Origin of the sequence: Pseudorhodobacter turbinis, from assembly GCF_005234135.1 — a bacterium.
GTDB lineage: Bacteria > Pseudomonadota > Alphaproteobacteria > Rhodobacterales > Rhodobacteraceae > Pseudorhodobacter > Pseudorhodobacter turbinis.
The window spans coordinates 1,274,866-1,286,457 of the sequence record NZ_CP039964.1; the positions used below are offsets into that span (position 1 = coordinate 1,274,866).

11 protein-coding genes are annotated in these 11,592 nt (G+C 59.4%); 8 read left to right on the forward strand and 3 right to left on the reverse strand.

What is annotated here, in order from left to right:
- Positions 1-10: 10 nt before the first annotated feature.
- The 8 genes from nosZ to EOK75_RS06115 all read left to right on the forward strand — a co-directional run bounded on the left by nosZ (position 11) and on the right by EOK75_RS06115 (position 7,852).
- Positions 11-1,951, forward strand: coding sequence for a TAT-dependent nitrous-oxide reductase (gene nosZ, locus EOK75_RS06080; protein WP_137193050.1), 1,941 nt, complete (start codon positions 11-13; stop codon positions 1,949-1,951).
- Positions 1,952-1,953: 2 nt separating this feature from the next.
- Complete coding sequence (locus tag EOK75_RS06085; protein WP_137193051.1) at positions 1,954-3,285, forward strand: nitrous oxide reductase family maturation protein NosD; 1,332 nt, start codon at positions 1,954-1,956, stop codon at positions 3,283-3,285.
- Complete coding sequence (locus EOK75_RS06090) at positions 3,251-4,147, forward strand: ABC transporter ATP-binding protein (RefSeq protein ID WP_137193052.1); 897 nt, start codon at positions 3,251-3,253, stop codon at positions 4,145-4,147. Before EOK75_RS06085 ends, EOK75_RS06090 begins: the two co-directional genes overlap by 35 nt.
- The gene (locus EOK75_RS06095) at positions 4,144-4,968 is read left to right on the forward strand and encodes an ABC transporter permease (RefSeq protein WP_137193053.1); all 825 of its coding nucleotides are present in this window, start codon (positions 4,144-4,146) and stop codon (positions 4,966-4,968) included. Before EOK75_RS06090 ends, EOK75_RS06095 begins: the two co-directional genes overlap by 4 nt.
- Complete coding sequence (locus tag EOK75_RS06100) at positions 4,965-5,531, forward strand: nitrous oxide reductase accessory protein NosL (protein WP_137193054.1); 567 nt, start codon at positions 4,965-4,967, stop codon at positions 5,529-5,531. The genes EOK75_RS06095 and EOK75_RS06100 overlap by 4 nt, the downstream gene beginning before the upstream one ends.
- Before the next feature lie 4 nt (positions 5,532-5,535).
- Positions 5,536-6,444: an FAD:protein FMN transferase gene (locus tag EOK75_RS06105; RefSeq protein ID WP_137193055.1), complete on the forward strand. Its 909-nt coding sequence runs from the start codon at positions 5,536-5,538 to the stop codon at positions 6,442-6,444.
- Positions 6,445-6,535: 91 nt separating this feature from the next.
- Positions 6,536-7,126, forward strand: coding sequence for an isopropylmalate isomerase (locus EOK75_RS06110; protein ID WP_137193056.1), 591 nt, complete (start codon positions 6,536-6,538; stop codon positions 7,124-7,126).
- A gap of 24 nt (positions 7,127-7,150) precedes the next feature.
- The gene (locus EOK75_RS06115) at positions 7,151-7,852 is read left to right on the forward strand and encodes a haloacid dehalogenase type II (RefSeq protein WP_137193057.1); all 702 of its coding nucleotides are present in this window, start codon (positions 7,151-7,153) and stop codon (positions 7,850-7,852) included.
- Here the strand turns inward: EOK75_RS06115 and EOK75_RS06120 are convergent.
- Genes EOK75_RS06120 through EOK75_RS06130 form a run of 3 tightly spaced genes read right to left on the reverse strand, consistent with a single transcriptional unit; the run spans position 7,849 to position 11,586 of the window.
- Positions 7,849-10,026 (reverse strand): alpha-ketoacid dehydrogenase subunit alpha/beta, encoded by a 2,178-nt coding sequence (locus EOK75_RS06120; protein ID WP_137193058.1) that lies wholly within the window; start codon positions 10,024-10,026, stop codon positions 7,849-7,851. The genes EOK75_RS06115 and EOK75_RS06120 overlap by 4 nt on opposite strands.
- Positions 10,027-10,044: 18 nt before the next feature.
- Complete coding sequence (locus EOK75_RS06125) at positions 10,045-10,788, reverse strand: SDR family NAD(P)-dependent oxidoreductase (protein WP_137193059.1); 744 nt, start codon at positions 10,786-10,788, stop codon at positions 10,045-10,047.
- Between the two features lie 3 nt (positions 10,789-10,791).
- On the reverse strand, positions 10,792-11,586 hold the full coding sequence (locus tag EOK75_RS06130; RefSeq protein WP_137193060.1) for an SDR family NAD(P)-dependent oxidoreductase: 795 nt from the start codon (positions 11,584-11,586) through the stop codon (positions 10,792-10,794).
- Positions 11,587-11,592 lie beyond the last annotated feature (6 nt).

The following is an 11,592-nucleotide window of genomic DNA, read 5'->3' on the forward strand; positions in this document are numbered from 1 at the left end:
AGGAAAAACCATGTCAGAGGATAAAAGACTGCCGATTTCACGCCGAAGCCTGCTGAGTGCGACTGCAGGGGGTGCTGCCCTTGCCGGCGCATTCGGTTCGCGCGCGATGCTTGCCGGCGGGGCCGTTGCCGGTGCGGCGACTTTGGCCAGCGCCACAAGTGCAAAAGCGTCCGATGGTGCCAGTGTCGCCCCCGGCCAGCTTGACGAATACTACGGCTTCTGGTCTTCGGGCCAATGCGGTGAAATGCGTATTCTGGGCCTGCCCTCCATGCGTGAGCTGATGCGCGTACCAGTGTTCAACACCTGCTCCGCAACCGGTTGGGGCATCACCAACGAATCCAAGAAAATCCTGACCGAAGGTCTGACACAAAAGACCAAAGACCAGCTTGCGGCCAACGGTCATCTGTTCCCGCCAAACGGCGACTTGCACCACCCGCATATGTCCTTCACCGAGGGCAAATATGACGGACGCTTCTTGTTCATGAATGACAAGGCCAACACCCGCGTTGCCCGCGTTCGTTGTGACGTGATGAAATGCGACAAGATCATCGAGATCCCCAATGCCAAGGCGATCCACGGTCTGCGCCCCCAACGCTGGCCCCGCACGGATTACGTCTTTTGCAACGGCGAAGACGAAGTGCCGATGATCAACGACGGCAAAATTCTGGACGAGCCCGAAAAATACGTGAACTTCTACACCGCTGTGAACGCTGATGAAATGACAGTGGCGTGGCAGGTGATGGTGTCGGGCAACCTCGACAACACCGATTGCGATTATGACGGCAAATATGCCTTCTCGACCTCTTACAACTCGGAAATGGGCATGACCCTTGCCGATATGACCGAGTCCGACATGGACCATGTTGTTGTGTTCAACATCAAAGAGATCGAGGCAGGCATCGCAGCCGGTGACTTTATCGAACTGAACGGCGTTAAGGTGCTGGACGGGCGTAAGGGGCAAAACAAGAAATACACCCGCTACATCCCGATCCCGAACAACCCGCACGGCTGTAACATGGCACCGGACAAGATCCACCTTTGCATCGCGGGCAAACTGTCGCCCACGGTCTCGGTAATCGATGTGCGCAAACTTGATGCTGTGTTCGACGAAGATGCCGATCCACGCAGCGTTGTCGTGGCCGAGCCGGAGCTGGGCCTTGGGCCATTGCACACCTGTTTTGACGGTGCCGGTCGCGCCTATACCACGCTGTTCCTGGACAGCCAGGTTGTTGTTTGGGACATTGCCAAGGCGATCGAGCTTTACAATGGCGCGGATGTTGATCCCATCATCACGAAAGAGGATGTGCACTATCAGCCCGGTCACAACTCTACCGTGATGGGCGAAACCTTGGAAGCATCGGCCAAGTACTATTTGACGATGAACAAATTCTCCAAGGACCGTTACCTCAATGTTGGCCCGCTGAAGCCCGAGAACGAGCAGTTGTTCGCAATCGACGGTGACAAGCTGACGCTGATCCATGATGGCCCGACATTTGCCGAACCGCATGATGCGATTATCGTTGATCCCTCAAAGATCAATCCAAAATCGGTCTGGGACCGGAATGATCCGATGTGGGCAGATGCGCGCACGCAGGCAGAGGCCGACGGGATTGACCTTGACGACTGGCAAGACACCGTCATTCGCGATGGCAACAAAGTACGCGTTTACATGTCAAGCCAGGCGCCAAACTTTGCGCTGGAAAGCTTTACTGTGAAGCAAGGCGACGAAGTCACCGTCTATGTGACAAACCTTGATGACATCGACGACCTGACACACGGCTTTACCATGGGCAACCACGGTGTCGCGATGGAAGTGGCACCTCAGGCGACCGCTTCGGTCACCTTCGTTGCGGCCACTCCGGGTGTTTTCTGGTACTATTGCCAGTGGTTCTGCCACGCCCTCCACATGGAGATGCGCGGCCGGATGTTTGTTGAACCAAAGGACGCATAAAAATGCTTCGCCCCCTGATATATCTGTTGGCTGCCATGATGGCTCTGCCCCTTTGGGCGGCAGAGCTGCGCGTGACGCCAACATCAGGGGGCCTTGCCCTTGCCATCGCCGGGGCGGCCCCCGGCGATGTGCTAATCCTTGAGGCGGGCCGCTACAAAGGCCCGATCATCATTGACCGCCCCCTGACACTCATCGGTCCGCCCGAGGCCATCATCGATGGCTTGGGACAAGGCACCGTCATCACCATCGACGCGCCGGACGTTACCGTTCAGGGGCTTACCGTCACCGGCTCCGGGCTCAATAGCGAAGACACCGATGCCGGCATCAAAATCTTGAAAAAAGCCGACCGGGCCTTGGTTGAAAACAACCGCGTTTTGGGCAACCTGCACGGCGTTGACGTTCATGGCGGGCATGATGCCATCGTGCGCGGCAACACCATTGAGGGCACGCAAAACCCGCGTATGAATGATCGCGGCAACGGCATTTATGTGTGGAACTCCCCCGGTACAGTTATCGAAAACAACTCTGTGCGTTGGGGGCGTGACGGTATTTTCTCCAACACCTCGCGTGATGGCACCTACCGCAACAACCTGTTCCGCGACCTGCGCTTTGCGGTGCATTATATGTATACCAACGACTCCGAAGTGTCGGGGAATGTCTCGATCGGCAACCACCTCGGGTTTGCCATCATGTTTTCCAACCGCGTGGTCCTGAAAGACAACCTAAGCCTGTCCGACATCAGCCACGGCGTGATGCTGAACTTTGCGAATAATGCCGACGTGTCGGGCAATCTGGTGCGTGGCGGGGCGGATCGCTGTACGTTCATCTATAATGCGCACAAGAATATCATCTACGGCAACCGCTTTGAGGGCTGCAATATCGGCGTGCATTTCACCGCCGGATCGGAACGCAATGTGCTGACCGGCAACGCCTTCATCGGCAACCGCACCCAAGTGAAATATGTCGGCACGCGCGACATTGAATGGAGCTTTGAGGGACGCGGCAATTACTGGTCCGATCACCCCGGCTTTGACTTGGGCGGTGATGGCATCGCCGACAGCGCCTTTCGGCCAAACGACTTGATGGATCACATCTTGTGGTCACAACCTGCCGCATCACTCCTGACCGGCGCGCCTGCGGTGCAGCTTATCCGCTGGGCACAATCCAGCTTTCCCGCAACCCTGCCCGGCGGGGTGGTTGATAGCGCGCCGTTGATGGTCGCCCCCTCCATTCCCGTTCCCCCCGAATACACCGCGCTTGAGGCGAAAGCCGCTGCCAACCGCAACGAAAGACAACTTGATGACTTCGACATTAACGATCTCTCATCTCACTAAGGCGTTTGGCGGGGTCAAAGCCCTCAGCAACGTGTCGCTAAGCGTCGCCGCGGGTGAGCGTGTGGCCCTGCTTGGCCATAATGGCGCGGGCAAATCCACGCTGATGAAACTGGTGCTGGGTTTGATCGCACCAGACAGCGGCGAGATTTCGGTTTGCGGTGCGCGCCCCGGCAATGAACAAGCCCGCGCGCATGTCGCTTATTTGCCCGAGAATGCAGCTTTTCATTCGGCTTTGACCGGGCTGGAACAGATCACCTATTACATGCGCCTGCGCAGTGTTGACACCGCAGGCGCAATGGATCTGCTGGATCGGGTGGGCCTTGGCCATGCTGCCAAGCGCCGGATCGGCACTTATTCCAAAGGGATGCGTCAGCGGGTGGGCCTTGCCCAAGCCCTGATAGGGCAGCCAAGGCTTTTGGTTCTGGATGAGCCGACAAGCGGCCTTGATCCGATTTCGCGCCGCGACTTTTATGCGCTGCTTGACGGGCTTGCCGCAGATGGCGCGGCGATCCTACTTTCAAGCCACGCCTTGACAGAGGTAGAGGCCCGCACTGACCGCCTGCTTATTCTATCCGGTGGAAAGATGGCTGCAACGGGCACGTTATCGGATTTGCGGCGCGCGGCTGATCTGCCCGTCTCGATGCAGATCACGGCGCTTAACGGTTATGACAGCGACATCATGGCCGCCTTGCCAGAGGCAATCCGCGTGAACGGCGCGCTGCATCTGCACTGCCGTCAGGATGAGAAACTTGCGACGCTGGCCAAGGTTGCGTCCCTGCAAAGCAAACTTGCCGATGTCGACATCATTCCGCCAAGCCTCGAAGATATTTACAGCCATTTCAGCCGGAGGGACGGCCAATGATCGACCGCATCCTTGCCACTGCAACAACCGAAATACACATCGCACGACGCAACCGTTGGGTGCTGATTGCGGTGCTACTGATGGTGATTTTCTCGCTCGTATTATCCGCGGCTGGATCGGCCCCCACAGGTGCGCTGGGGGCGGACCGCCTGTCTGTTGTTGTTGCCTCGCTGACGTCCCTGTCGGTTTACCTCGTGCCTTTGGTGGCACTGCTTATGTCGTTTGATGCCGTGGCCGGCGAGGTAGAGCGTGGAACCCTGCCCCTGCTGCTTACCTATCCTGTGGCGCGGTGGGAGGTGCTGGCGGGTAAGCTTGTGGCGCATACCGCCATTTTGATCGTGGCAATTGTTGCCGGATATGGCGTGGCTGCGGCCGTGACCATTGCGGCAGATTCGGCGGCGATGACGGGGCTGACAGCGCTTTGGCGGCTGACATGGACATCGGTTCTGTTGGGGGCCACTTTCTTGGGGATAGGCTATGCGCTTTCATCCCTCGCGGGCCGTGTTTCAGGGGCTGCTGGCTTGGCCATCGGGCTTTGGTTGGGCATGGTTGTTCTTTATGATCTGGGGCTATTGGCGGCCGTCGTTGCCGATGACGGCGGGACATTCACGACCACCGTCTTCCCGTTTGCGCTGCTTGCCAATCCTGCGGACGCCTTTCGCCTGTTCAACCTGACGGCATCACAAGCCACAGGGGCCGCATCGGGTGTGGGCGGGGCTGCCAACGCCATCCCGCAATGGCAATCATTGCTGTCTGTTCTGGTCTGGCCCTTACTGTCGCTTGGCTTGGCCGCCCTAGCTTTCCGCAAGGTGGAGCCATGAGACATTTTTCATGCATAATCGCATTGATGGCCCTGACCGCCTGCCAAGACACCGTCCAGCAAGACACCAGCGCCGTGCCCCTGTCCGAGGACTCCGTCGGCCATTATTGCCAGATGAACCTGCTGGAACATGACGGCCCAAAGGCGCAGGCCCACCTAGAGGGCTTGCCCGGCGCGCCGCTGTTTTTCAGCCAGGTGCGCGACGCCGTGGCCTTCTTGCGGATGCCGGAACAAAACCATGCCATTATGGCCATCTGGGTCAACGACATGGGCGCGGCAGGGGCAAAGTGGGATGCACCCGGCGCCACCAACTGGATTGAGGCCGATCAGGCCTTTTATGTTGTGGGCGGGCATGTTGTTGGCGGCATGGGGGCGCCAGAAATCGTGCCCTTTCTAGACGCCGGAAAAGCGGCCAGTTTTGCCGGGGCCAATGGCGGAGAAGTCATGCGACTGGCTGACATACCCGATAGCGCCGTTCTGGCCCCTGTCGTTCTGGATAATGACACCACAGATACAGACTTTGAAAAACGCCTGCGTGCCTTGTCGCGCGAATTCGGAGAGTAAAGCCATGACCAACCGTCGCCGTTTTCTGGCCATCAGCGCCGCAGCCCTTGCCTTTCCCGCAGCCCTTTCGGCAAAGCCTATCCATACTTGGACCGGCACGGCGCTTGGCGCGCGCGCCACGTTGCGGCTTCAACATCCGGATGCCAAGGCGATCAGTGCCCGCGTCGCTGCCGAAATCTCACGTCTGGAAGATATTTTCAGCCTTTACCGTACAGACAGCGCCCTTTCGCAGCTGAACCGCACCGGTCATTTGCAAATGGCACCTTTCGAGATGCTTGAGTGTCTTTCGATAGTCAGTGCCGTTTACCGCGCCAGTGGCGGCCGGTTTGACCCGACCATTCAACCGCTCTGGGCGGTTTATGCCGAAGCCTCGGCAAAGGGCCTGCCCCCCAAAGACAGCAACTTGCGCAAAGCACAGGCGCTTACAGGCTGGCAAAGCATCACCTTCGACAGTTCGGGCATTACCATGCAGCCCGGTATGGCGCTGACCCTGAACGGCATTGCGCAAGGCTATATCGCGGACCGCGTGGCGGGATTGCTGCAAGCCGAAGGCCTGACAAATATTTTGATCGATACGGGCGAATTTCGTGCCCTTGGCCCACAGCCTGATGGCACCGCATGGCCCGTCAAGCTGGCTGCAGGCGGCGAAGTGCCGCTTGAGGCGCGCGCGCTGGCAACTTCTGCACCACTGGGCACCACCTTTGACGAGGCCGCAACAGTTGGCCATATTCTTGACCCTAGAACAGGACGGCCGTCACGCACCAACTGGCGGGAAATCACGGTGTCGGCAGACTCGGCCGCGCTTGCAGATGCCCTGTCGACGGCCGCCTGCCTGTACCCGTCCCGAGCAGAGATCGAGGGATGCATCGCCCATTTCAAAGGCGCCCGTCTCGAAGCAAGCACAGCCCTCTAACCAACCTGCGAGGGATCACGCGAGTGTTCCAGGGCTTCTCTGGTATTCTGCGCGCCTGTGTCTTAAATGGGCCCGCAAGAGGAGAAGCACCTTGGCACTGAATATCCCATGGACCTGCGTTTTCACGACATGGTCACCGACAATCGGTGATCCAACAGTCATGGGCTGGGTGACTGTGGCCAGCTATCTTCTGGCCGGTATTCTTTCGGTACTGGTGTTTTTCAGGAAAACCGGGCGGCAACGCATCTTCTGGCTGATCCTGGCCGTCATTTTATTTGCACTGACGGTTAACAAGCAGCTTGATTTGCAATCCGCACTCACGGCCATCGGTCGCTGCGTCGCAAAGGCCCAAGGCTGGTATGCCGAACGTCGACCCTTCCAGATAAAGTTCATCATTTTCATCGTGCTAACGAGTTTCTTGATCGCGGCATTCCTGATCTGGACGATGCGGCGGGAGCTGGCGCATATATGGCTGGCGCTGCTCGGGCTTGTCTTTTTGCTTGCGTTCGTTGCCATTCGCGCGGCAGGCTTCCATCACATTGACCGGCTTATCGGCTATCAAATCAACAATATTCGCATGAATTGGGTCATGGAGCTTGGCGGCATTGCAATGATTGCGGCGAACGGGCTTTATCTGCTGTTGCGTACCCCCAAAAACAAGAAGAGCGTCGCCCCCCAATAAAACAACAGGGAAGAAGGCCGGACCATGTCAGATCATAAACGCGTTTCCACAATCGTTTTCGACGTCAATGAAACCCTGCTTGACCTCACCACGCTGGCCCCGCTTTTTCAGCGGCTCTTTGGCACCGCGGATGTTATGCGAGAGTGGTTTGCCGAGCTTGTCCTCTATTCCCAGACGCTTACCCTGTCGGGGCATTATACGCCTTTTGCCGATCTGGCGGGCGGCGTTCTGCGAATGGTCGCAAAGAACAAACAAATTGTGATCACCGAGGATGACATCTCTGGGCTGAAATCGCTTATCGGGTCCATGCCCGCCTATGCCGACGTGGCCCCTGCCCTGACCAAGTTGCGCGAGGCGGGCTTCAGGCTTGTCACCCTTACGAACTCCGCGCCATCTGCATCGCCGACGCCGCTGGAAAAGGCCGGAATCGCGGCGCTCTTTGACCATCACTTCAGCGTCGACGCGGTCAAAAAGTTCAAACCCCACCCCGCGACCTACCAACTGGTGGCGGATAAATTGGGCCTCAACACATCAGAGCTGTGTATGCTTGCCTGTCACGATTGGGATACCATCGGGGCGCAGGCCGTGGGCTATAAGGGCGCGTTCATTGCCCGGCCCCATAACAGCGTGCTGAACCTCCCCGATGTTCCACAACCCGATTTTGTCTCGGATGACCTGTCCGATCTGGCGGATCAGATCATCGCCGCGGGGTTACCCCGCCCCTAGATCGGTTCCCCGATATTGACCATCATCTCGCGCAGGGCTGCATCGATTTCCCGCATGCCAGCACTTGCGGCGGTTTCCAGCACCTTGGAAATGCTGGGCGATGCTTCGGCCCCTGTGACCCGCGCGATGGGTTGATCGAGCCAGTCGAAAACGCGGCGTTGCAGGGCATCGGCCAACCAGCCACCATAAGAGGTGCCCTGCGCGCCCTGTTCCACGATCAGCACATTGTTGGTCTTGCGAATAGAGGTTTCGATCGTTTCCCAATCCAGCGAGGCACGGTCAAGGCTGCGCAGGTCGATAACCTCGGCATCGAGCCCCAAATCCTCAACCACTTGGCGGGTTTTCTCGACCATGGCGAGGTAGGTCAGGATGGTCATCTTCGTTCCTGGCCGCACGATACGCGCCTTGCCCAGCGGGATGATGTAATCGAAATCATCAACCGGCGCGGTGCCCTTGGCGTTGTAAAGCTCCACATGCTCCAGCACCAAGACCGGATCACGGCACAGCAGCGCCGCATTCATCAACCCGACATAATCAAAGGGGGTCGAGGGCGCGACGATGCGCCAGCCGGGGGCGGTGGCAAAAATCCCCGCCGGGTCCATCGAATGCTGTGACCCATAGCCGGTGCCAATCGCCACTTTGGTGCGCAGGACCAATGGCATATCGGCATCACCACCGAACATATGGCGGAACTTGCCGATCTGGTTAAAGACCTGATCGGCGGCGACCCACATGAAATCGGGGTACATAAACTCGATCACAGGGCGCACACGCCCATCGGCGGCCATGCCCGCGGCGATGCCGGTAAAGGCATTCTCGCTGATGGGGGTGCCAAGGGTGCGGGTGGGGAAAGCCTCGGCCAGCCCGCGTGTCGCGCCATTGGTGCCGCCCTTGAGGCGGTGCACATCCTCGCCCATCACCACGATGCGGTCGTCTTGTTCCATCCGGCGGTGCATGACATCGGCGACGGTATCGACAAAACGGGCCTCTTGCAGGGCGCCGTCGAAACTGGCTTCTTCGGCGGTGCGCACACCTTGGAATTCCGACAGATCACCGCGCAGGCCCGCATCACGGAAACTTTCTTCGGGCCAAAGGGCGGGGATGATGCGGGGGCGGCCCTCGTGCATCTCGATCAGCTCTCCGGCGACATCCTCCATCAGCGCGACCGAGCGGTTGCGCAGCGCAGTAATCGCATCTTCGCCCAACACTTGCCGGTCCATGAGGTTGCGCGCCATCGCGTCTAGCGGATCGCGGGCGCGCCATGCGGCCTCCTCGGCCTTGTCGCGGTAGCCAAAGGCACTGCCGGGCAGCGCACCGTTCTGGTGGAAATAACGGTAAAGATCGGCCTCAATCACGGTCGGGCCATTGCCGCCGCGCATGATCTCATTCGCCGCAAGAGAGGCATGATAGACCGCGACCGGGTCCATCCCGTCAACCTTGAAAGCGGGGATACCAAAGGCCAGACCCCGCGATGACAGGCGCGGTTCGGCGGTTGATTCCTCAACCTTGGTGGAAACGGCATAGCGGTTGTTTTCAATGAAGAAACAGATCGGCAGCTTCCACGCCGCCGCGATGTTCATGGTTTCCAGTACCGACCCGATATTGGTCGCGCCATCACCGAAATAGCTGTAAACCACGCGGTCCGTGCCTGCGTTGCGATGCGCCCAAGCGGCCCCCGCCGCCATCGGCACGCCGCCGCCCACGATCGCATTGGTGCCAAGGTTTCCGGCCTCTTCCCAGCGCAGGTGCATAGAGCCGCCACGCCCGCGACAAAACCCCTGCGCAAGGCCCATGATCTCGGCCATGGTGCGTTTCGACAGGTCGCGGATATCGCCGGAAAATTCATCGGTGGCGGAAATGGTCTTGGCCACATGCCGCAAGGATTTCGCCAGAAACTGGTGGTGCGCGCGGTGCGATCCGTTGACCTGATCGCCGTCGCCCAACGTCATGGCCGATCCCACGGCACCGCCCTCTTGGCCGACCGCACTATGGGCGGGACCGTGGACCAGTTGCTTGCTCGCCAGCTCCAGCACCTTTTCCTCAAAGGCGCGGATAAGGTGCATTTGCGCAAGGATGGTGCCGCCGGTCTCGGGGTCGATGGCATTGCGGTCGGCATCGGTGACAATGACCTCGCGCCAAGGGGCGAGGGGCTGGATGTCGCGGAATTCGGGCATGTTCTTGGTCCTTTGTTGTCAGGCAACCATATAGAGGCCACCATTGACCTGAATCGTTTCACCGTTGACAAAGCTGGCGGCATCCGAGGCAAGGAAGGCAGCAACGCTGGCCACCTCTTGCGGTTGGCCAAGACGGGCAAGCGGCGTGAGTTTGAAGGTTTCCTCGGCGCGGGTTTTGACGAAATCGCCGATCATGGGGGTTTCAATGATGCCCGGCGCGATGGCATTACAGCGGATGTTTGGTGCCAGTTCGCGCGTGAGGCTGCGCATCAGGGCGCCCACGGCGCCTTTGGCCGCGGCGTAATGGGCGTTTGTCTGCGCGCCGCGATGCGGGGCAAGCGAGGTCAGGAACACAAGCGCCCCCCCCGGCTTCAGATGCGGCACCGCACGGCGGCAGATATAGAAAACACCGTCGAGGTTGATCGCCATCAGGCGGCGCCAATCCTCATCCGTCATCTGCGCGAAGGGCTGTGCGGGGTAAATGCCCGCGCCGGGGATCAGGAAATCGATCCCGCCAAAACGATCCGCTGCCAGATCAACCAAGGCCTGCGCGTCATCGGCACTGGCGGCATCCCCCGCAAGGGTCGCAATACGCGCGCCGCCCAATTCATCCGCCAATGCGGTCAACGCCCCCTCATCCCGATCCCCCAAGACCAGATTGGCCCCCGAACGGTGGAACACCTGCGCGATGCAGCGCCCGATACCACCCGCCGCCCCGGTCAACAGCAGCGTGCGCCCCGAAAAATCATATGTCGCGTTCATGGCTTAAAACCCCCGTGCAAGAAATCCGCCATCCGACAGATGCGCATGTCCGGTGACGAACACCGCCGCATCCGAGGCAAGATAAACCGCCATTTCGGCAACTTCCTCTGGGGTGCCCATACGGCCTTGCGGGGTGCGTTTTTCAATGGCGTCGAGGTCCAGCTTGCCTTGGGCAATCAGCTCTTTGGTAAGGTCGCTGCGGATATAGCCGGGGCAGATCGCGTTGACACGAATGCCATGGGCGGCCCATTCATCGGCCAGCACCTCGGTCAGGGAAATCACCCCCGCCTTGGAGGCGCAATAGGCCGCCCGATTGGCCGAGGCCGCCAACCCCCACATCGAGGCCGTGTTCAAGATGACCCCTCCGTCCCCCGCGATCATAAGCCGTGCCGCGGCCTGCGCGCAGATAAAGGCACCTGTCAGGTTCACATCAAGCGCCCGCCGCCAATCGGCCAGCGACAGGTCAATACTGGGCCGGTTCATCGAAATCCCCGCATTGGTTAGCAGGATATCAAGACTGCCGTAAACATCCTTGCAGGTCGCACAGGCCGCCGCGACATCAGCCTCATCGGTGACAGAGCCTTGGTAGGTTTCAACCTTCGCATCAGGATAGGCCGCGCGCAGACGTGTCGCGGCCTGCGCCAATGCATCCCCATCCATATCCATCAGCAACAGATATGCGCCGTGGCGGGCGAATGCCTCGGCCATCGCATAGCCGATACCCTTGGCCCCGCCGGTATTCAGTACCGCGCGACCGGCAAGGCCGGGATAGGTGGCAGGCACAAATTCTCGTGTCATATCATA

Bases quoted from the DNA above. Each gene is read 5' to 3' on its own strand.
- nosZ (WP_137193050.1), top strand. From the start codon at position 11: ATGTCAGAGGATAAAAGACTGCCGATTTCACGCCGAAGCCTGCTGAGT.
- EOK75_RS06085 (WP_137193051.1), top strand. From the start codon at position 1,954: ATGCTTCGCCCCCTGATATATCTGTTGGCTGCCATGATGGCTCTGCCC.
- EOK75_RS06090 (WP_137193052.1), top strand. From the start codon at position 3,251: ATGACTTCGACATTAACGATCTCTCATCTCACTAAGGCGTTTGGCGGG.
- EOK75_RS06095 (WP_137193053.1), top strand. From the start codon at position 4,144: ATGATCGACCGCATCCTTGCCACTGCAACAACCGAAATACACATCGCA.
- EOK75_RS06100 (WP_137193054.1), top strand. From the start codon at position 4,965: ATGAGACATTTTTCATGCATAATCGCATTGATGGCCCTGACCGCCTGC.
- EOK75_RS06105 (WP_137193055.1), top strand. From the start codon at position 5,536: ATGACCAACCGTCGCCGTTTTCTGGCCATCAGCGCCGCAGCCCTTGCC.
- EOK75_RS06115 (WP_137193057.1), top strand. From the start codon at position 7,151: ATGTCAGATCATAAACGCGTTTCCACAATCGTTTTCGACGTCAATGAA.
- EOK75_RS06120 (WP_137193058.1), bottom strand. From the start codon at position 10,026: ATGCCCGAATTCCGCGACATCCAGCCCCTCGCCCCTTGGCGCGAGGTC.
- EOK75_RS06125 (WP_137193059.1), bottom strand. From the start codon at position 10,788: ATGAACGCGACATATGATTTTTCGGGGCGCACGCTGCTGTTGACCGGG.
- EOK75_RS06130 (WP_137193060.1), bottom strand. From the start codon at position 11,586: ATGACACGAGAATTTGTGCCTGCCACCTATCCCGGCCTTGCCGGTCGC.